We start from the raw sequence: 20,716 nt of genomic DNA on the forward strand, positions 1-20,716 counted from the left end.
TGCCCGCGCGCAGGACGTGCGCCAGGCGCTCGAAGCGGCGGCCGTCGATGCGCTCGTCGGCACCGTGGACGTCACGCGCCGCGACGAGGTCAACGCATTCGCGCGAACCGTCGACGCACGTTTCGGCGGCCTCGACGTACTCGTCAACAATGTGGGCGATTTCCTGCAGATCGCGAAACCGTTCGACGACTATACCGACGACGACATCGCACGGCTGTTCGATGTGAACCTGCGCCAGGTCTTCATCGTCACGCGCGCGATGCTGCCGTTGCTGCGCAAGCGCGGCGCGGGCAGCAGCATCGTCGGCGTGTCGTCGATCGAAGGCTTTCGCGCGATTCCGAACTGCACCGTGTACGCATCGTTCAAGGCCGCGCTGACCGGTTTCACGAAAAGCCTTTCCCTCGAACTCGGGCCGGCCGGCATTCGCGTGAACCAGATCGCTCCCGAAACCACCGAGACGCCGCAGGTGCCCGTCAGCGCGATGGTCGCGGCCGAGCATCGCGAGCACATCCCGCGCTGGATCCCGCTCGGGCGCTTCGGCGCGGCCGGCGATATCGCGGGCGCCGCACTGTTCCTCGCGAGCCCGCTCGCCGCGTGGGTCACCGGCACGACGCTGCATGTCGACGGCGGTGCGCTCGCGGCGGCCGGCTGGTATCGCGACCCGAACGGCTTCTGGACCAACATGCCCGTCGTCACGGGCAACGGCTTCAACTTCTGAGCGGCACCGCTCGCCTGTTCATTTCACGCGGCGCGGTTGCGCCGCTACCGGAGACACCATGAAGATCCTGATCGTCGGCGGCACCGGCCTCATCGGCGGCCATGCCGCACTGCACCTGCACGCGCAAGGCAACCATGTCACGCTCGCCGCGCGCAAGCCGCCCGCGCCCGGCGGCGCGCTCGCCCAGTTCGACGTGCTGCTGCGCGACTACGTGGCCGGCAACTTCACGCGCGACGATCTCGCGCCGTTCGACGCAGTGGTGTTCGCCGCCGGCAACGACATTCGCCACTTGCCGCCCGGCACCGACGAAGCCGCGCACTGGGAACGCGCGAACGTCGACGCGGTGCCGCGCTTTTTCGCGCTGGCGCGCGACGCGGGCGTGAAGCGCGCGGTGCTGGTGGGCAGCTTCTATCCGCAGGTCGCGCCGGCGCTCGTCGACACGGTGCCGTACGTACGCTCGCGCCATCTCGCCGACGAACGCGTGCGTGCGCTCGCGACGCCGTCGTTCGCCGTCTGCAGCGTCAATGCACCGTTCGTCGTCGGATCGGTGCCGGGGCTGCGCAACGAGATGTTCGCGGCGTACACCGGCTATGCGCAGGGCCAGTTCGCGGGGCTGCCCGTGTTCGGGCCGGCCGGCGGCAGCAACTTCATCTCGACGCAATCGCTGTCGGAAGCGATCTGGGGGGCGCTGCAGCGCGGCGAAGCGGGCAAGGCCTACCTCGTCGGCGACGAGAACCTCAGCTTCGCCGACTACTTCGCGGCCTTCTTCCGTGCGGCCGGCAATCCGCAGGACGTGCCGTCGCTCGACCAGGAGCATCCGCTGCTGCCCGACATGGCGATCTACACGGGGCGCGGCAACGTCGTGTCGTACGAGCCCGATCCGGCCGACAGCGCGCTGCTGCGCTACCGGCGCGGCGACGTGCAGCGCGCGGTGGACGAAGTCGTCGCGCATTGCCGCGCGCAATAAACGAACGGCGCGTGCGTGGCGCCGATGCAAAAACGTCCCGCCGCCGGCGATACAGCCGGCAGCGGGACGTCGGGGTACTCCGTCGATGCGGACCGTCAGGCGCCGATGCGCTGCTCGATCTTCTTCATCGTGTCAGTCATTTCGGCCGGCAGGCGCAGCTTCAGCGTATCGAACAGCGCTGCATGCAGCTTCAGCTCCTCGCGCCATTCGTCGGCGTTCATCGACGTCACCGCATCGAACTGCTCGCGCGTGAAATCGAGGCCGTCCCAGTGCAGGTCTTCATACGCCGGCGACACGCCGAACGCATGCTCGCCGCCACCGCCCGTGCCTTCCAAGCGATCGAGCATCCACTTCAGCACGCGCATGTTCTCGCCGAAGCCCGGCCACACGAACTTGCCGTTCGCATCCTTGCGGAACCAGTTCACGCAATAGATCTTCGGCAGTTTCGCGCCCGCGCCTTCGAGCTGCTTGCCGAGTTTGAGCCAGTGCGCGAAATAATCGCTGACGTTGTAGCCGCAGAACGGCAGCATCGCGAACGGATCGCGGCGCACGATGCCCTGCTGGCCGACCGCAGCAGCAGTCGTCTCCGAGCCCATCGTCGCGGCCATGTACACGCCTTCGACCCAGTCGCGCGCCTCGGTCACGAGCGGCACGGTCGTCGAACGGCGGCCGCCGAAGATGAATGCGTCGATCGGCACGCCGGCCGGATTTTCCCAGTCTCCGTCGATCGACGGGCACTGCGCGGCCGGCGCCGTGAAGCGCGAATTCGGATGCGCGGCCTTGCGGCCCGTTTCCTTGCCGATTTCCGGCGTCCACGGGTTGCCCTGCCAGTCGGTCAGCTTCGCGGGCGGCGTGTCGGTCAGCCCTTCCCACCATACGTCGCCGTCTTCCGTCAGCGCGACGTTCGTGAAGATCACGTTTTCGGTGAGCGTCGAAATCGCGTTCGGGTTGGTCTTCACGCCGGTGCCCGGTGCGACGCCGAAGAAGCCGGCTTCCGGGTTGATCGCATACAGTCGGCCGTCGCGGCCCGGTTTCAGCCATGCGATGTCGTCGCCGATCGTCGTGACCTTCCAGCCGTTGAAGCCCTGCGGCGGAATCAGCATCGCGAAGTTGGTCTTGCCGCATGCGGACGGGAACGCAGCCGCGACGTGATACTTCTTGCCGGCCGGCGACGTCACGCCGAGGATCAGCATGTGTTCGGCGAGCCAGCCCTGGTCGCGGCCCATCGTCGACGCGATACGCAGCGCGAAACACTTCTTGCCGAGCAGCGCGTTGCCGCCGTAGCCCGAGCCGAAGCTCCAGATTTCGCGCGTTTCGGGGAAATGCACGATGTACTTGACCGGGTTGCACGGCCACGGCACGTCCTGCTGGCCGGCTTCGAGCGGATGGCCGACGCTGTGCACGCACGGCACGAACTCGCCGTCCTCGCCGAGCACGTCATATACCTCACGGCCCATGCGCGTCATGATCCGCATGTTCACGGCGACGTACGGGCTGTCGGACAGTTCGACACCGACGTGCGCGATCGGCGAGCCGAGCGGGCCCATCGAAAACGGCACGACGTACAGCGTGCGGCCGCGCATCGAGCCGCGGAACAGGCCGTTGAGCGTCTCGCGCATTTCGGCGGGTTCGATCCAGTTGTTGGTCGGGCCGACGTCATCGCGCGAGGCCGCGCAGATGAACGTGCGATCCTCGACGCGCGCGACGTCGGACGGATCGGATTGCGCGAGATACGAATTCGGGCGCTTCGCCGGGTTCAGGCGCGTGAGCGTGCCCTGGTCGACCATCGCCTGGCACAGCGCGTCGTTTTCTTCCTGCGAACCGTCACACCACACGACGCGCTCGGGCTCCGTGAGCGCCGCGATGCGCGACACCCAGTCGATCAGCTTGCGATGTTTGACGAAAGCCGGTGGAGCGATCAGCGGGCCGTGTGTTGCTTCGGCCAAAGTGTTTTGCGACATGAGGATGTCTCCAGATTATTGGGCGGGGATGGGGGTTGCGGGGCGAGCCCGCGAGATGGGGGATGCGATTGGAGCGCAGGGTGCGGCGGCACGCAAGGCGGGACGCGCGAGCGGAGCGCGCGTCGATGCCGCGATGCATGCGAGAGAAGGTGATGTCTCTTTAGTAATTGCGAACGCGAGTTTCGCCATACAAGCAACCTGCCGTACAACTCCATGACGGCCAGCATACCATCGCCGTTATTCGGCAAACGTTGCGTTGCAACAAGAAACAACTATGTCGGCGCGCCGGCACGCCGGTTGCCTGTGCGTGCTTTTTACAGCGCCATTGCGTGCGCTTTGGGGACAAAACGGCCGGGACGGCCGTCCGGCAAGGGTTTCGCGGAAGCGGCAAATCCGGCGCGCCGCTCCCGCGTGGGGCCAGCGCGAACGCGGGCCGGGTGAATTCACGTTTTCGCTACTCAGGCAAACCCTGAATTAGGTTGCGTACACAAACATCTGACGTGAGCGTGTCGCAAGCACCCCTGCTCAAAACGGTGCGCCAGGCAATCCGGGGTAATACGCGCCTGCCGCCATCCCGCCGTCGACGGCCAGCTCGGCGCCGTTGCAGTACGACGCTTCGTCGCTCGCGAGGAACAGCGTCGCACGCGCGATTTCGTCGGGCAGGCCGACGCGTTGCAGCGGCACGTTCGCATAGTGCTTGTTGATTTCCTCGAGCGGCGCGCCGGTCGGGTTCGACATCGCGGTGTTCACGCCGCCCGGATGGATCGAATTCACGCGCACGCCCTGGTGGCCGAGTTCGAGCGCCGCGACCTTTGTCAGCCCGCGCACGCCCCACTTGCTCGACACGTACGCGGCCAGCGCATTCACGCCGCGCAGCCCGTCCACCGACGAGATGTTGACGATCGACCCGCTCTTCTGCGCGATCATGTGCGGCGCGATGGTCCGGATTCCGACGAACGTCCCGACAAGGTTGATCGACACCGCGCGCTCGAAATCGCGTTTCGACAGTTCGGTGATACCACCGAACGTCAGCACGGCTGCATTGTTGACCAGTACGTCGATACGGCCGAACTGCTCCATCGTCGCGTCGGTCACGCGCACCCAGCTCGCTTCGTCGGCGACGTCGAGCCGCATGAAGCGCGCCGCGTCGCCCAGCTCGCGCGCGAGCGCTTCGCCTTCCGCGTCGAGCACGTCGCCGATCACGACGCGCGCACCCTCCTCGACGAACAGCCTGCACGTCGCCGCGCCCATGCCACGCGCACCACCCGTGACGATCGCTACCTTTCCTTCCAGTCGACCCATGTCGTCCTCTCTTCGATTCCGGTTTTCCGGCTGCCGCGCGCATGCGGGCGTGCTTGCCGGTTCATGATTGGCACTCGGCCAGCGCCGCGCGCCGTTGGCCCCCGCCGTCAGCCCCAGTAAGCCTGCCCGCCGTCGAGCGGCAGCGTCGCGCCCGTCAGGTACGCGGCATCGCGGCTCGCCAGGAACACGATCGCGCGCCCGATGTCCTGCTCGCAGTCGCCGACGCGGCCGAGCGGAATCGTGCGGAAGAACGCGGCGGCTTCCTGCGGATTCGCATCGACCCAGCCTTTCAGGCCCGGCGACAACGCATGCGGCGCGACCGCGTTCACACGGATGCCGTCCGCACCCCATTCGCAGGCCGCCGCACGCGTCAACGCACGAATCGCCTCCTTGGTCGCCGCATACGCGCCATAGCCGGACGCGTCCCAGCGCACCGCGGCCGACGAAGCGAAATTGACGATCACGCCGTCGCCCTTCAGATGCGGATGGCACGCGCGCATCATCCGCAGCGTCGCGATCGGCCCCGATTCGAGCCCCGCCATGAAATCCGCGTCGGTCACGTCGAGCAGGCGGCCGAGTGGCACGACCTGCGCGTTGTTGATCAGGATCTGCACGCCACCGAATCGCGCGACGACGCTGTCGACGCATTGCTCGATCTGCGTAGCGTCCATTACGTCGCACACGAACGGTTCAGCTACACCGCCGCGCGCGCGGATCGCCTCGCAAGTCGCGAGCAGCTTGTCGCGGGTACGGCCGACCACCGCAACCTGCGCGCCTTCCGCGGCGAGCGCCTGTGCGACGCCCTGGCCGACGCCCTGCCCCGCGCCCGTCACGAGCGCCACCTTGCCTTTCAGGATGCTCATGTGCGCTCCTCAGGCGACGATCGCCGGATGCGCCTGCACGGGCCCGCCGAGCAGTTCGCGGTACGACGGCGGCTGCTTGCCGTCGAGATCGGCGATCCCGTACTGCAGCGCGGCTTCCGCGCCGACGAGCACTTGCCCCGACAGCGCCATGCGCTGCGGATCGCCGTGGATCGCATGAATCACGCGGCCCGTGAACTCCGGGCTTTCCGCGACGAGCGAGAATTCCTTGTACAGATCCGGGTGTTCTTCCCACACGCGCGTCGTGCGCTCGGTGCGCAGCGGGCCCATCCAGATCGACACGGCCGCGACGTCGAACGGCTTCAGATCGACGGCCATGTCCTTCGCGAACTTGTCGACGCCGGATTTCTGCGCGCCGTAGGCCGCGCCGTGCATGTAGCAGCTCGCGCCGAACGACGACGTGAACGCGATCAGCCCGCTGCGACGCTGCGCCATCAGGCGCGCCGCGTGCCAGCTCGCGACATAGGCCGAGCGCAGCCCGACTTCGAGGATGTTGACGAGATCGAGCGACTTCTCCCAGAACGGGCCCGGCAGGATCAGCTGATCGTGCAGGTAAGTCGCGTTGTTGACGAGAATGTCGAGCCGCCCGCTTTCGCGTTCGACGCGCTCGAACAGCGCCTTCACCTGCGCGTCGTCCGCGTGGTCGCAGGCCACCGCGATCCCGCGGCCGCCGAGCGCGTCGATCTCGCGTGCGGTCTCGTGGATCGTGCCGGGCAGCGGCGCATCGCCTTCGTTCTGCGAGCGGCCCGTTACATAGACGGTCATGCCGGCCGCGCCGAGCGCGCGCGCGATGCCCTTGCCCGCGCCGCGCGATGCGCCCGTCACGACGGCGACCGGCGCATCGTGGTTCTGTGTCATGTTCGATGTCTCCTGTGGAATGTGCGCCCCATGCGTGGCGCTGGCGTGCGTCAGGCGGCCGGCGGCTGCGCGCCGGCGAACAGCACGCCCGGCGCATCGCCTTCGTAGCGGGCCGACAGCGTCGACGTGACGACGCAGCGCGTGCCCGCGATCTTCCATTCGCCGTCGACCTTCCGGTATTCGTCGTCGTAGTACGCGCCAAGTTGCGTGAGCGTGCGCGCGTTCGTGTCGATCATCTGGTAGTGCAGGCCCCACGTGCCGCGTGCATGCGTAGCGTCGAGCACCTCGATCTCGGGATTCACGCCGTGGTGCATCTCGACGATGTGCGGATGGCAGCCGAGTCGCGCGAAGACGTCGACGAGCGCGTCGCGTGTGTCGAACGTGCCGATCCGGCCGTAGTCGATCTGCACCGGGCCCGGCGCGAAGCAGTCGCGCATCCCTTGCGGATCCTTGCGGTCGCAGCATGTGAAATAGCGCGCCTTCAGCCGGCGGATTGCGTCGGCGTCCTCGAGCCGGCGCACGCGCGCTTCCAGCGATTCGATGAGGGTCATCCTGTCTCCTTGTTCGGTGCCGGCGCGGTTCGAAGGCCGCGTCGATGCCACGTTACCGCCGCGCGATGCATCGGCCATCACCCGTTCGGATGAAACCCGTGATTCGCTTCGGTGGCGCCGACCGCATGTGTGCGCCGCATTCGTCCGAACAGACGATGTGATGCAGGCGGCTTCGTTCCTACCATCGAACGACACCACCACGAGACCCGGCGATGGACGACACGACCCGCACGCTCCATGAGTACGAGCAGATCCGACAGTTGAAGTACCGGTATTTCCGCGCGGTCGACACGCACGACTGGGCGCTGCTCGCCGATTGCCTGACCGAAGACTGCGAGGCGCGGCTGTACGGCGGCCGCTATGCGTACGACGGCCGCGACGCGTTCGTGTCGAGCCTGCGCGCGCTGATCGGCAAGCCGACCTTCCTGACGATGCATCATGGGCATCATCCCGAGCTCACGCTGGTCTCGGCCGATCACGCGTGCGGCGTGTGGTTTCTCGAGGATCACGCGATCAATCTTGAGGATAACTACCTGCTGCACGGCACCGCGTTCTACGACGATCAGTACGTGAAACGCGATGGCGTATGGCGCATTCACGCGACGCGTCACGAGCGGTTGTTCGAAACCGTCACGTCGCCGATCCCGCCGTCGTTCTCGCTGACCGCGAATCGGTTCGCGCCGGGCGCGCACCAGACCGCCGGATCGCCTGAAACCGCTTCCTGAACCCCGGCGGCACCGCCGCCGATCCCGTCATTCCCCCTGGAGCCGGAGCAATGGAGAAAGTCATTTACGTGTTGTGGCGCGACGCGCAGGTCGCGCCCGATCAGTGGAGCCGCACGGTGCGCGCGCAGCTCGCCGACAAGCTGCTGTCGCTCGGTGCGCACGGCGTGCAGGTGAACGTCGCCGATGCGGATGTCGCGCCGGCCGCCGGTCTGAAGCAGACCAACACACACCCGGGCATCGACGGGATTGTCGCGGTGTGGCTCGATAGCGCGAACGCGATGTTCCGCCAGCCGTTCGACGACGCGGTGCGCGGTGTGGTCCCGCACATGGCTGCGTATCTCGTCACCGAGTCGCAGCCGATTCCAAATTCCCGCTTTCCGGCGCGGCCAGGTGAGCGCACGACGGGTTTTTCCCAGCTCGCTTTCCTGAAGCGGCCGCCGCGGCTGACGCACGAAGCATGGCTGGACGTGTGGCACGGGCATCACACGCGCGTCGCGATCGATACGCAGGACAATTTCCTGTACGTGCAGAACGTCGTCGTGCGCGCGCTCACGCATGCGGCGCCGGGATACGACGCGATCGTCGAGGAGTGCTTTCCCGCGGCCGCGATGACCGATCCGCATGCGTTCTTCGACGCGGTCGGTGATGACGAGAAATTCCAACGGAATGTGGCGGAGATGATGGACAGCTGCGGGCGCTTCATCGATTTCGACAAGATCGATGTGGTGCCGACGAGTCAGTATGTGGTGAAGGCTGTGCGGGGGTGAGGTCGGGCGACCGCTTCGCGCGGTCGCCTTCGTTGAGCAGGGTTGCCATGTTCATGTCGGACCCGGCGATACGCGATTGCGTATCGCCGGCCTGTTTCGATCCCGAATGTCCAGCCTCTGTGCTCTCGATGCGCAATCGCCCGGCAGCCTCAGACATGGATACGGTTCCAGTCACTGTGATACCGACCACGGATCGCACCGCCATATTTCTAGACAAAGCCTGAAACGTTTCCTATTCTCCCCCTCAGCAGTGGCATTTTTGCTCGTTCGGACTTAACAATCAATCAAATATCGGACGAACTTCCGTCCTGAAGAAAACCAAAAAAGGGGAAGGCAAAAATGGCAAGCAAACGTGCCGCCTGGCTCGGCTTAGTTTCGAGCGTCCCCTTCGTTCTGTCATCCTGCACTTCCGTTTATTCGGTCAAACGTCCGGACGATTCCTCGCCGATTTACGGCATTCCCTATTCTCTCCCCCAGAAGATCTATATCGTCTCGGCGAAGTACACGATCACGCAATGTGAATTGCTGAAAGACGGATCGCTTCAGGTTCAGGCGAACAAGCAGATCACGATCACGTCCGAGACACAGCCCGACCCTTCTGAGCGTTACTACATTCCCTACTCTTCGTTGAGAAACTTCTTCAAAGATACCGATCTGACGGTGGAGAATTTCGATAATTCGACGCTGAAGTCGATCAACGCCACGATCACGGACAAGACGGGCCCCACGATTACCGCCGTGGTCGGAACCGCGCTACGGATCGCGTCACTGGCAGGCGGTGTGACGTTGACCGACGCCGGGTCGAACCCGACCACCAAGGACATGTGCAATGCCGACGTGCTCAAGGCGCTGAGTGCGCAACGCAAATCTCAAGCTCCAGGTTCCGGCAAGACCAAGAGTGCCACGAAGCCCGCGTCGGCCAGCGCCGCCGATGCCGCCTCCGCCACGCAGGCGGCCGCCGCGCCGGACAGCAGTTCTGCCACGACCTTCAGCACTGTGTTCGTGTGGCGTCCTCAGCTCGGCAGTACGGCTGATCCCAAACATTCCGAAATTACCGGACACTTTTATCCCAGGCAGATCCTGAAGAAATGGCTCACCCCACTGGGCTACAAGGCACTGAACAATAAAGACCAGAATCAGGACACGATCGAGATTCCGAACGCGAGCGACGACGTGATTCTCAGGTCGCTGAAAACTGAACTTCGCATCGATCCGGTCGTGCCGCAGAAAAAGACGACCCTTGATAATGCGTCCGTCGAGGGCATCATCCTTCGCGAACCTGCGTACGGCCTCTTGCAAGCATGCGACGAAGTCTGTCCCGATCCGACGCCCAGTGGCGCTGACTCATCCGGGTACAGCACCCATGGTGTATTTCACGTGAGCGAAGAAACGGTGCCTCAGCTCGGCTCCTACGTGATCCTGCCGCTCCGAAACAGAATGTTCGAAACGCAAACCGCGACGATCGCGCTGTCGTCGGATGGCGCAATCAACAAGCTTGGACTGAAGTCGAACGCGATCGCACCGGAGGCGGCCAGCACGGCCAACACCGATCTCGATGCGCTCCAGAAGGCGCGTGATGCGCGTAAGAAAGCCCGCACGGACGCCGCGGCTGCCGATGCAAACGCGGCACAGGATGCGGCGAAGCAGGTCACCAATGACAACAAGGCCATTTCCGATTGCCTGAGCGCGCAGAAGGCCGTCCGCGAAGCAAACGGAACCGTCGTGGGGAAATGTCAATGATGAAGGCGAGCGCATCACGTGCCGGAAGATTGACGACAGCGGCAACGCTGCTCGCAGCCGTATCGCTGAACGCGCACGGCCAGGCCGCGGACGAGCATGCGCGGGTGGCGCGCGCCGTCATCCCGCTCGTCGCGGAAGCACTCGGCAAGGCGGATGCCGCAGACGCGACGCTGCCCGCCACTGCCGCACTGCCCGCTCCGGTGATGAACACGTTGACCGAATCGCTTCGGGCACGCGTCACCGCCGATCAGATCGTGAACGGCGCCATACCGCTCGATGTCAAGCGCAGCTTCGATGCTGAAGTCAAAACCCGCGCCGCGCTGCTGACTTTGGCAAACGCTTCCGGCAATTGCGGCACGCTCCTCGCCGCGTCGCGATCGACGCTGGCCCTTGCCGCGGTAAGCCCCCACGTGGATCCGGATCTCAAGCGTCGCATGGAGCAGCTCTACAGCATTCCGGCGCTGGCCGCTCTTGGACTCGGTGGACCGGAGATCCAGGTGATTTGCTCAAACACCGGCAAGGACCCGAAGTATTCTCCGCCGCATGTCGACCAACACGATAACCACCCCGCCAACAGCCACGTGGCAACGCCCTACGAATTTGCCGGCTTCGACGATATCGTTGCGATCAGTCTGGACGGAAAATACCAGTGCTCGGGTACGTTGGCGACCCGCAACTGGATCATTACCGCCGCGCATTGCGTGACGGACGATGCCAACAATCAGAAAGTCGCACCCGATCGCCTGCGGTTCTACAAGTATGGCGAGACCGGGAAGGACGGGTTCTCCGCGACAGCACTGGACGGCTCGAACGTCTCCATCAACGGGCGAAAGGCGCGCGGCATCAAGCAGATCTTCGTGAGTCCGCGCTGGGCCGCCACGCCATCGGACGCCACGCCCGATGCGGTCGCGGACCAGGCGATTCTGGCGGTCGATTACGACGGTATGCCAACCGGGCACGTCGTGTCACTGACTCGCAAGCCGCCTCCGGCCAACACACCGGTTTCGATCATCGGTTATGGATTCACCGGTTCCATCAACGATGTTCCGGGCGACAACCCGCAACTGGGATGGAATTCGTTGTCCGAGTCGACCCAGAACCCAGGCAGTGGCGGATGGATCTATCTACAGCCGGCCGGCGTCGGCACCAGTTGCCGTGGCGATTCAGGCGGCGCGATATTCTCCGGGCACCTCAATGGCGCGCCGAACGAAACGCATGAACTCGTCGCCATCGTGAGCCGCATGGTCAAAGCCGGTGTGTTCGACGGACCCGTGCCGGTCGGTCGTGCGGCGGAATGCGTTGGCAAGGCAAGCGTCAACTCTCTCATTACCGAGGAATCGAGACAGTTTCTGTGCGGCACGGCAAACAATGACATACACGGATGCTGACGCCGGTATCTCGCCCGGGCATGTTCGCCGCCTCCTGTCGATCCCTGGAGTTGTCGCGGGCGGCCACGGAATGATGGGCGGCGACGGAAGCGCTGCCTCGGCGCCATAGCGATCGATCTTCAACGACGAAAGCAGCCACGTCGATGCACTGCACCGGGCCGACACCAAACCGCCGCAGCGATTCAGTTCAAGGCGCCTTGGCCAAAGCCAGAACGGCCATCACCACATCGTCCTCGATTCCCTTGATATCCGACGGGAACCGATTCCTTTGCGGTATCAACACGATGAGCCCCTCGATCTGCGCCGTCACCAGTGCAGCTCGCCGGGTAAGCACTGCCGGTGACAGCGCCGGGTTTACGGCTTCGATGAATCCCGCGATCACGCTCCGCTGAAATCCGTACCCCTCTTCGAGCATTTTTCGCGCGAACTCCTGGGTCTGGGCCAGTGCCCAGAAGTTCACGAACAGGCTTTGGGTCTTGGGCTGCTTTCCGTCTTCGAGCAACAGTCGGACCACTTTTTCCAGGCGGCCCTCGGGTGTCAGCGACGCATCCGCGCGCACGCTGTCGTACGTATTGGCGTACGCCTCCCTCGTCACGGCAAGGATGGCCTCGAAGATGTCTTCGCGCGTGGGAAAGTAGTGCTGCAGGTTCGACAGCGCCAATCCCGCCTTTGCCGCGACCTTCCGCATGGTCAGCCCACCGTAGCCTTCGTCCACGAAGATCTCGATCGCACTGACCATGATTTTGTTCACCGCGTTCTTGCCGCGTTCGGTCAAGACGCGTCCGTTATCGAGAGCCGCCCTCTTCAAGAATTCCTCCTGCTGCCCCGTGCGCATGCCCCGGGGCGATGGTACTGATGACGCTTCGGCGCCGCTCATGCCCGGTCGCATACCACGCGAGCCGGGTCCGCTCGATACACCGAGAGCGGGAATATAGGTTGGTCGACCGGATTTTGCAAAAGCATCGATATCCGACATAGGGCCGTGTCGGCCGACCCGCATTTACCGTCGGCTTCCAGGCGTCGGTTCCACTGTGGGAGCCGAGATGCCGAACCTGACGGCGACATTCTACGCAGGTTTCGAAACGGGGGAGACGAGACGATACCCATTGGCGAACGTACTCAAGACGTGCTCCCGGTTCGTCTTCTCGGGAAATCCTCGCTTGTCTTCCACTTGCGCAAGCCTTCCCCGGGAAACAGTCCGGTGTAGTGACGAGCGCCCCCCCCTTCATGACTCAAGAACCGCGCCTCCAGCTTCGTGGCGCTGGGCTGGACGGCCGCAACCGGGTTCCGTGATCCACGTTGCGCGTTCATCGCTGATGTTGCACAAATAGGTCACGTGACATATTATCGTCAGTACGCACCGGCGACGGTATGCGGGGCAGATTGCCCGGCGTCATTCAAAACGCGCTCACGAGGATCGCTTGCCTTTCGGAAAGCGGTACGAACGTTGTCGAGCACGGGACGGACGGCGTTTCCAGCCAATGAGTACGTAGCCCATTGATCCGACCATTGAGGGACGTCAGCCCTCAATCATTAGGATTACTTTGTGATTGTTCGAATCGATCGACGTGCCGGCATGGCCGGGAGCAGGCTCTCCTGGTCAGGCACCGGCCATACACGAGCGGAAATTCTTGATGCCGACCAACGCATTTACCGATGGATTTCATGACGAGATCCAGAACCGCGCCTTCGCCTTGCGTGCCATTGGAAAACTTGCGGGGCGTCTCGACGGCGATCCTCGGCAACGACTGTGGGCAGCCTATCTGAAACTGGAAGCGTTCAATGCACCGATCTACCACGCTGCGGCAACGCGCTGGGGCCTGGATGATTCTCCCAGGCTGGCCACGCGGGCGAAGGCATGGGTAATCGGTTCAGTCCCGACGTGTGTGCTGAATCCGCTCCTGAAGCACGTGTACGCACAGACTATCGCCTACTGCGAAACGTTGCGGCGCCTACGCGACATCGGCCCCTCCGATTCGCGCGCCTTTCTGAATTACATGGTCGATCAGGAGGAGTTTCAGATCGACATGATGAGGCGCTCGCTGGGCGGAGATGACGCAGTGCTGGCAAGCCGCGTCGATGCGTTCATTCATCGGCACGAGCACATAATTCTGCATACCGAAATTAATCACCAACATCAGCAGGCGTGAGCCTTTGCAACCCGTGAGATCTGCCGCTACGCCCCTGCATCGTTCGTCGAGCGGCGACCGGACCTCCCCACATGTGAGCATCGCCATGGCACTCGATCAAACATCACTGCTTCAAGCCAGGTCGTTCTGGCAGCAAGCCTATGGAGAATATTCGCCCAATCCATCGCTGTCCGGCGATCTCAAGGTCGATGTCGCCATCATCGGGGGTGGCTTCACCGGGCTGAACACCGCGTTTCAATTCAAGACGGACAATCCCAACGCGCGAGTCGTCGTGCTGGAAGCCGCCATCGTGGGATTCGGCGCCAGCGGCCGCAACGCCGGGTTCAGCACGAAAATGTTCGGCCTGGAGCCGGAAATGGTCCTGCTGCGCTGGGGCAAGCAAAAGATGGTCGATGCCCATCACTACCTGAAGCTCGCCGTGGCGCACACCCGCAGCCTCATCGAGGAGCATGGCTTTCAGTCCGACTACTGCCATGGCGGCCTGGTCCGAGCGAGCTACACGAAGCAGCAATTGGGCCGCATGCAGAAGACGCTCGAGTTGTTCCAGAAGCTGGGCATCGACGCGGACATGGTGTGGCGCAGTGCGCACCAGTTCCAGCAGGACTTCCATTCGGAACGTTTCGCAGGCGGCATCTACGAGTCGGACACCGGGTATCTCAACCCTTGCAAGCAGGTCCGGGCGCTGAAGGCGCTGGCGATGTCGAGCGGAGTCTCGATCTACGAGCTGACGCCTGTCACGAGCCTGGAAAGAACGCCGCTGGCGATACGCATCGCAACGCCGCACGGCCGGATCGAGGCCGACCGGATCGTCGTGGCGACGAATGCGTATTCTCGCGAGGTTCCCGGCTCGTCGAAGCTGAAAGCGCGCCAGTATCCGCTCTGGACGTATCAGGTCGTCACCGAGCCCTTGAGCGATGCGCAATGGGAAAGCATCGGCTGGAAGGCGCGACAGTCGTTCGGGGACAACCGGCAGATGCTGCACTATTTCAGGCCGACGGCCGATGGCCGCATTCTCATGGGCGGCGGCGACGCGATCAGCTACCGGACGGATGCGATGGACGAAGTTCCCGCCCCCGCAACGTGGCGGCATTGCGAGGAACACCTGAAATGGATCTACCCGCAGCTGCGAAACACGCGCATCGACTACCGATGGGGCGGCCCGGTTTCGGTGACGATGGACATGGTGCCGGAGATCGGCTTCATCGACGACGAACGCATCATCTACTCGGGCGGATGTTTCGGTCATGGCGTCGCCCTGACGCACCTCAATGGCCGGACGATCGCGGATCTGCTGAGCGGAAAGCAATCGACGTTGACGGACTTCTGGATCGTGAACAGGAAATCGATGTCGATGAAGAGCGACACCCTGTCGTTTCTGTTCGGCAGGGTGGCTCGTCAGGCGCTGAAGACGTGGGATCGATGGGAGGAACGAGGATTGACGAAGTAACGGCGGGCGGTGGCGCGTTCCCGTCGCAGCCGGTGGCGTGACGCCGGCGGCGCATTCACGTGGCGATCACCGTACCGCCTCGTCGCATCCGTCGCCGGCAGGCCCACCGTCGAGCACCAACGCCTTGAGTTCGCAGTTCGCTATGCTATGACCCACGCATGGCGAGCCGCGGCGCCCCACCCACCGAGCACCGGCAATTCCCCCGCCCGACGCTGCGCATCATTCCCCCTCCTGTCGGCCGGCAACGCCCTCACGCCCCGCTCTCCGGCCCCTTTGCCACGATAATGACAAAACGTCTATAATTGGACATTCCATCGACCGGCACGCTGAAGCATTCGAATCCGAGCGCGCCCCGATTCCCCGGCCCCACTTGCCCGGAGCGACATGAGCGACTACCCCGTTTTCGATACGCTTTGCGATCTGCTGAACACGTCCGGCGCGCGGTTCCGCGTGCTGGAGCATCCGGCCGAAGGGAAATCCGACGCGATCGCCGCGCTGCGCGGCACACGCCCCGAACAGGGCGCGAAGGCGATGCTGTGCACGTTCAAGGATGGCGGCGACACCACCGCGCTCGCGGTGATTCCCGGTCACCTGAAGATCGATTTCCGCAAGGTCGCCGATGCGGTCGGCCGCCGCAAGGCCACCCTCGCGTCGCCCGACCTCGCGGCCGCCGTCACGCGCTGCGTGATGGGCGCGGTGCCGCCGTTCGTGTTCGACCCCGGCGTGACGCTCGTCGTCGATCCCGCGCTGGTCGAACGCAACACCGAGATCGCTTTCAACGCAGGCCGGCTCGACCGCTCCGTCGTGCTCGACGCGTCCGACTATGTGCGGATCGCGCAGCCGCTGCTCGCCGACATCACGCGGCCTGAAGCGACGGACGGCGAGTAACACGCCGGCCGCCCCTTTCCCGAAGCCGTCGCATCGATCCGAAACCTGACCGCGAAACCCTCATGACCACCACCCGGAAACTCGTGCTGTCCGAGCAGGCCTCGCTGATCGAACAGGTGCAGCGCATTGCCGAAGGGCTCGGCGCGATGTTCGCACCGTTCACCGAAGTCGTGGTTCACGATCTGCGCACGCCGAAGCACGCGATCCTCGCGATCCACAACAACCTGTCGGGGCGCGCAGTCGGCGATCCCGCGACCGAGCTCGGCCTCGCCCGCATCGCGGACGACGATTTTCCGCCCGTGCTCGCAAACTACCCGAACCGCTTCGCCGACGGCCGCACCGCGAAAAGCACGTCGATCGGCATCAAGGATTCGACCGGCCGCTATGTGGCCGCGCTGTGCCTGAATGCCGACGTCACGCTGTTCCGCGGCTTCCAGGGCATGCTGAACCAGTTCTGCAGCACGGACGGCGAAGCCGTCGCGGAAACGCTCGACCCGGCCGGCGCGGATGCGATCCGGCAACGCATCGACGCATTCGCGATGCGCCTCGCGACGACGCCGCGCGAACTGAAGACCGACCAGCGCCGCGAGCTGATGCAGACGCTGAAGGCCGACGGTTTCCTCGAAGTGCGCCGCGCGATGGAGATCGTGTCGCAGCACCTCGGCGTCTCGCGCGCGACCGTCTACAACGATGCGAAATGACGCAAGCGCGTGGCACGCGCTGCTTTTCTGCTGACCGATTCTTACGACCACCGGGCAACCCATGAATTCTCCGACTCCCCCCACGTACGACGACGTGGCCGCTGCCGCGGCCCGGCTCGAAGGCCATGCTCACCGCACGCCGGTGATGACGTCGCGGACGATCGACGAAGCACTCGGCGCGCAGGTGTTCTTCAAGTGCGAGAACCTGCAGCGCATGGGCGCGTTCAAGTTCCGCGGCGCGTTCAACGCGCTGTCGCGTTTCGACGCGGAGCAGCGCCGCAATGGCGTCGTCGCATTCTCGTCCGGCAACCACGCGCAGGCGATCGCGCTGTCGGCGCGCATGCTCGGCATTCCCGCGACGATCGTGATGCCGCAGGATGCGCCGGCCGCGAAGATGGCCGCCACGCGCGGCTATGGCGGCAAGGTCGTGACCTACGACCGCTACACCGAGGATCGCGAACAGATCGGGCGCGATCTCGCGGCGCAGCACGGGCTCACGCTGATCCCGCCCTACGACCATCCGGACGTGATCGCCGGCCAGGGTACGGCGGCCAAGGAACTGTTCGACGAAGTCGGCCCGCTCGACGCGGTATTCGCGCCGCTCGGCGGCGGCGGGCTGCTGTCGGGCACCGCGCTCGCCACGCGCGCGCTGTCGCCGCACGCAACGCTGTATGGCGTCGAGCCGGAAGCCGGCAACGACGGCCAGCAATCGTTCCGCTCCGGCGCGATCGTGCATATCGACACGCCGCGCACGATCGCCGACGGTGCGCAGACGCAGCACCTCGGCAACCTGACGTTCCCGATCATCCGCCGCGACGTCGACGACATCCTGACCGCGACGGACGCGGAACTGGTCGACTGCATGCGCTTCTTCGCCACTCGTATGAAGATTGTGGTCGAGCCGACCGGCTGCCTGTCGTTCGCCGCCGTGCGACGGATGAAGGACGCGCTGCAGGGCAAGCGCGTGGGCGTGGTGATCAGCGGCGGCAACGTCGATCTCGAGAACTTCTGCGCGCTGGTGTCGGCGCCGGCATGAACGCCGCGGCGCGCATGAATACTTCGTCATCCGCGCCGCACGCATCCTTCACGTCGCGTTAAGTTTCGCGCCCTAGACTGATTACGTTGTCCCGTAGTCAGTCGTGAAGGAGCCACCATGAAATCGCACGCGATCGTCGCCGCCGCCCTGGCGGCTGCTTCCCTTTCGGCGTTCGCTCAACCGGGCGTGACGTCATCCGGTTTCCCCACCGCGTCGCCGCACGACGCCATCGCACCGGCGACGCACCGCTCGCCCGGCGCATTGCCGCACGCCGGCTTCGTGCTCGCGAAAATCGATCAGAACAATACGCCACCCGATCGCGGCGGCGACCCGAGCGGCCGCACGCACGCCGGCACGCACATGTGACGGCGCACGCCGGGCGCGGCTGCCCCGCCCGGCCCTCAGAACGACGGCAGCGACGGATCGCGTGAAGCGAGGATGTCGTCGGTGCGCCGCTGCAGCGCGCCGTCGATCGTCTCCGGCTGCGGAATCAGCCAGTAGCGCCCTTCACGGATGCCGTCGAACACTCGCGCGGCGAACGCGTCGGGCGTGAGTCCGTGCGCGTTCAGCATCGAGCGCATCGTGTCGACGAAACCGCGCACCTCGGGCCGGTCGTGCGCATCGCCGAACGGGTCGTTGAAGATGCTGCTGTGCACGGGGCCCGGCGCCAGCAACGATGCGCCGACCGGCGCGCCCAACATCTTCAGTTCTCCATACAGCGATTCCGTCAGCGCGACCACCGCGAATTTCGTCGCCGAGTAAGGCGACATCAGCGGGCTCGGCAGGAACCCGCCGACCGACGCGGTATTCACGACGCGCGCTGGCACGTTGCGCTCGAGCATCCGCGGCACGAAGCTGCGGATGCCGTTCAGCACGCCGTGCACGTTGATCGCGAAGCTGCGCTCGAAGCGTTCCGGCGTGATTTCCCAGCTGAAGCCGGTCGCCATCACGCCCGCGTTGTTGAACAGCAGGTCGACGCCGCCGAAACGCTGCCAGGCCGCTTCCGCCAGTGCATCGACGGCTTCCGGCCGGCTGACGTCGGTCGGCACGCACAGCACGTCGGTGTCGAGCGTCGCGGCGAATGCGTCGAGTTTCGCCGGGTCGAGATCGGCCAGCACGACGCGCATGCCGAGCCCGGCGGCGTGGCGCGCGAGCCCGCTGCCGATGCCGCTGGCCGCGCCGGTGATCACGGCGGTGCCGCCGTCGAAGCGAATCGAGTTCGTCATATCAATCAAAGTCCTGTCGGGTCGATGTGGGGATGCGCATATGCGGGAATCACCGGCGGCGGCGGCGCCGTGCGGCCGTCCAGCGAACGCACCGCGAGCTGCTGCGCGAGCGGGAAATGCAGGCTGTGCGTGACGAGGCCCGTGCGTTCGCGCGCCGGCAGGCGGCACAGCGCGAGCGCGGTTTCGGCGAGATACGCGACGTCCTCGGTCGGATAGCCTTCGGGGATGTAGCGCGCGGCGCCCGGCGTGCGGATCGCCGTGCTCGGCGCGACCAGATTCACCGCGATGCCGTCGGCTTCGAGTTCGGCCGCAAGCCCCTGCGTGAAGCGCGACAGCGCTGCCTTCACCGCCGCATAGACGGTCGCGCCGCCCACCCGCGAGAAATCGTCGAAAGGCCGCAGCGGCGGCAGCGCCGTCACCGAGCCGACGTTCACGATCCAGCCGGCGCCGCGTGCGCGCATCAGCGGGATCGCGGCCTGCGCCAGCGCGAACGGAATCCGCAGATAGTGTTCGATCGTCGTGTCGAACATCGTCATCGGCATCGCGTCGACGCACGCGTAGTCGGCCACGCCCGCATTGTTGACGAGGATGTCGAGGCCGCCGGCGGCTTGCGCCGCGCGCCCGACGAGTGCATCGCGCTCGGCCGCGTTCGACAGGTCGGCCGCGAGCGCAATCGCACGGCCGCCGGCCTGCTCGATCAGCGCCACCGTTTCGGCGAGCGTGCCGGCGGTCGTCGCCGATTGCGTGAGGCTGCGCGCCGTCACGACGACGGTCGCGCCTTCGGATGCGAGGCGCTGCGCGATCGCGCGGCCAATGCCGCGGCTTGCGCCCGTCACGAGCGCGCACTTGCCGGCCAGTACGCCGGTTCGGGTATCGGTCATCGTTGTCTCCAGTGATGTGCGTGCGGGCCGCTCAGCGGGCGATATCCGCAACATGAAGCACCAGCTTCGTTTTCGCCTCGCCCGTTTGAACGAGATCGAGTGCGCGGGCCGCCTGTTCGAGCGGAAAGCGGTCGAAACGCGGCACGCGCAGCGCGCGCTTTTCAAGTTGCGCCGCGATCCGGCCGAGCGTGCCGCCGCTCGGCATCCGGCTATAGGTCATCGCGGTACGCAGGCCGCGCCGTGCGGCTTCGGCGGCCGTCGCGGCCAGCCGCTCCGCATCGCCGGCCGCAAGCGTCATGATGTTCACCAGCGTGCCGCCCGGCGCCAGCAGGTCGAGCGCATCGGGCAGCGTGTCGCCGCCGACCGCATCGAGCACGAGGTCGACCCCGCCGGGCGCCCAGGCGCGCAGCGCCGCCGCGATGTCCTGCGCGCGATAGTCGATGCTTGCCGCCGCGCCCAGCGATTCGACCGTCTCGCGGTTGCGCGCCGAACAGGTCGCCGCGACGTGTGCGCCGGCCTGCACCGCGAG

General features: G+C 65.3%; 21 protein-coding genes. 12 read left to right on the plus strand and 9 right to left on the minus strand.

What is annotated here, in order from left to right; all coding sequences use genetic code 11:
- A partial coding sequence (locus G3N99_RS15165) for an SDR family oxidoreductase (RefSeq protein ID WP_206122790.1) occupies positions 1–718 on the plus strand: 718 nt, incomplete at its 5' end.
- 58 nt (positions 719–776) lie between these two features.
- On the plus strand, positions 777–1,685 hold the full coding sequence (locus G3N99_RS15170) for an NAD-dependent epimerase/dehydratase family protein (RefSeq protein ID WP_206122791.1): 909 nt from the start codon (positions 777–779) through the stop codon (positions 1,683–1,685).
- A 95-nt stretch (positions 1,686–1,780) separates the two neighbouring features.
- Here the strand turns inward: G3N99_RS15170 and G3N99_RS15175 are convergent, their stop codons facing one another.
- From G3N99_RS15175 to G3N99_RS15195, 5 genes are all read right to left on the minus strand, one after another.
- Positions 1,781–3,646, minus strand: coding sequence for a phosphoenolpyruvate carboxykinase (GTP) (locus tag G3N99_RS15175; RefSeq protein ID WP_174947537.1), 1,866 nt, complete (start codon positions 3,644–3,646; stop codon positions 1,781–1,783).
- Between the two features lie 525 nt (positions 3,647–4,171).
- Positions 4,172–4,948 (minus strand): glucose 1-dehydrogenase, encoded by a 777-nt coding sequence (locus G3N99_RS15180; RefSeq protein WP_174940934.1) that lies wholly within the window; start codon positions 4,946–4,948, stop codon positions 4,172–4,174.
- 107 nt (positions 4,949–5,055) lie between these two features.
- Positions 5,056–5,811, minus strand: coding sequence for an SDR family oxidoreductase (locus G3N99_RS15185; protein ID WP_174940933.1), 756 nt, complete (start codon positions 5,809–5,811; stop codon positions 5,056–5,058).
- A 9-nt stretch (positions 5,812–5,820) separates the two neighbouring features.
- On the minus strand, positions 5,821–6,687 hold the full coding sequence (locus G3N99_RS15190) for an SDR family NAD(P)-dependent oxidoreductase (RefSeq protein WP_174940931.1): 867 nt from the start codon (positions 6,685–6,687) through the stop codon (positions 5,821–5,823).
- Positions 6,688–6,737: 50 nt separating this feature from the next.
- Positions 6,738–7,238, minus strand: a complete 501-nt coding sequence (locus tag G3N99_RS15195) for a nuclear transport factor 2 family protein (RefSeq protein ID WP_206122792.1) — start codon at positions 7,236–7,238, stop codon at positions 6,738–6,740.
- Positions 7,239–7,450: 212 nt separating this feature from the next.
- On the opposite strand from G3N99_RS15195, the gene G3N99_RS15200 reads away from it, so the two are divergent.
- The 4 genes from G3N99_RS15200 (at position 7,451) to G3N99_RS15215 (ending at position 11,858) form a co-directional block, all read left to right on the plus strand.
- Positions 7,451–7,963, plus strand: a complete 513-nt coding sequence (locus tag G3N99_RS15200) for a nuclear transport factor 2 family protein (protein ID WP_174940927.1) — start codon at positions 7,451–7,453, stop codon at positions 7,961–7,963.
- 50 nt (positions 7,964–8,013) lie between these two features.
- Entirely contained in the window at positions 8,014–8,730 is a 717-nt protein-coding gene (locus G3N99_RS15205) for an EthD domain-containing protein (RefSeq protein ID WP_206122793.1), read from the plus strand.
- 339 nt (positions 8,731–9,069) lie between these two features.
- Complete coding sequence (locus G3N99_RS41895; protein WP_241011653.1) at positions 9,070–10,470, plus strand: hypothetical protein; 1,401 nt, start codon at positions 9,070–9,072, stop codon at positions 10,468–10,470.
- The gene (locus G3N99_RS15215; protein ID WP_206122794.1) at positions 10,467–11,858 is read left to right on the plus strand and encodes a trypsin-like serine protease; all 1,392 of its coding nucleotides are present in this window, start codon (positions 10,467–10,469) and stop codon (positions 11,856–11,858) included. The genes G3N99_RS41895 and G3N99_RS15215 overlap by 4 nt, the downstream gene beginning before the upstream one ends.
- Before the next feature lie 187 nt (positions 11,859–12,045).
- On the opposite strand, the gene G3N99_RS15220 is transcribed toward G3N99_RS15215, so the two are convergent.
- Complete coding sequence (locus G3N99_RS15220) at positions 12,046–12,735, minus strand: TetR/AcrR family transcriptional regulator (protein WP_206122795.1); 690 nt, start codon at positions 12,733–12,735, stop codon at positions 12,046–12,048.
- A 673-nt stretch (positions 12,736–13,408) separates the two neighbouring features.
- On the opposite strand from G3N99_RS15220, the gene G3N99_RS15225 reads away from it, so the two are divergent.
- The 6 genes from G3N99_RS15225 to G3N99_RS15250 all read left to right on the plus strand — a co-directional run bounded on the left by G3N99_RS15225 (position 13,409) and on the right by G3N99_RS15250 (position 18,446).
- A complete protein-coding gene (locus G3N99_RS15225; protein ID WP_206122796.1) occupies positions 13,409–14,008 on the plus strand; it encodes a hypothetical protein in 600 nt (199 codons plus the stop codon).
- Between the two features lie 85 nt (positions 14,009–14,093).
- Complete coding sequence (locus tag G3N99_RS15230) at positions 14,094–15,455, plus strand: FAD-binding oxidoreductase (RefSeq protein ID WP_206122797.1); 1,362 nt, start codon at positions 14,094–14,096, stop codon at positions 15,453–15,455.
- 384 nt (positions 15,456–15,839) lie between these two features.
- Positions 15,840–16,343 carry a YbaK/prolyl-tRNA synthetase associated domain-containing protein gene (locus G3N99_RS15235; protein WP_206122798.1) on the plus strand — a complete coding sequence of 168 codons (504 nt, stop codon included), beginning with the start codon at positions 15,840–15,842 and terminating at the stop codon, positions 16,341–16,343.
- 62 nt (positions 16,344–16,405) lie between these two features.
- Positions 16,406–17,044 carry a helix-turn-helix transcriptional regulator gene (locus G3N99_RS15240; protein WP_011355097.1) on the plus strand — a complete coding sequence of 213 codons (639 nt, stop codon included), beginning with the start codon at positions 16,406–16,408 and terminating at the stop codon, positions 17,042–17,044.
- A gap of 61 nt (positions 17,045–17,105) precedes the next feature.
- On the plus strand, positions 17,106–18,080 hold the full coding sequence (locus tag G3N99_RS15245) for a threo-3-hydroxy-L-aspartate ammonia-lyase (protein WP_206122799.1): 975 nt from the start codon (positions 17,106–17,108) through the stop codon (positions 18,078–18,080).
- A gap of 117 nt (positions 18,081–18,197) precedes the next feature.
- A complete protein-coding gene (locus tag G3N99_RS15250) occupies positions 18,198–18,446 on the plus strand; it encodes a hypothetical protein (protein ID WP_206122800.1) in 249 nt (82 codons plus the stop codon).
- Between the two features lie 35 nt (positions 18,447–18,481).
- Here G3N99_RS15250 and G3N99_RS15255 read toward each other — a convergent pair whose 3' ends face one another.
- The 3 genes from G3N99_RS15255 to G3N99_RS15265 all read right to left on the minus strand — a co-directional run.
- Positions 18,482–19,306 (minus strand): SDR family NAD(P)-dependent oxidoreductase, encoded by an 825-nt coding sequence (locus G3N99_RS15255; protein WP_174940910.1) that lies wholly within the window; start codon positions 19,304–19,306, stop codon positions 18,482–18,484.
- Between the two features lie 5 nt (positions 19,307–19,311).
- Positions 19,312–20,187, minus strand: a complete 876-nt coding sequence (locus G3N99_RS15260) for an SDR family NAD(P)-dependent oxidoreductase (RefSeq protein WP_206122801.1) — start codon at positions 20,185–20,187, stop codon at positions 19,312–19,314.
- 31 nt (positions 20,188–20,218) lie between these two features.
- A partial coding sequence (locus tag G3N99_RS15265) for a zinc-binding dehydrogenase (RefSeq protein WP_206122802.1) occupies positions 20,219–20,716 on the minus strand: 498 nt, incomplete at its 5' end.

It is taken from the genome of Burkholderia sp. Ac-20392, from assembly GCF_017104585.1.
Lineage (GTDB): Bacteria > Pseudomonadota > Gammaproteobacteria > Burkholderiales > Burkholderiaceae > Burkholderia > Burkholderia lata.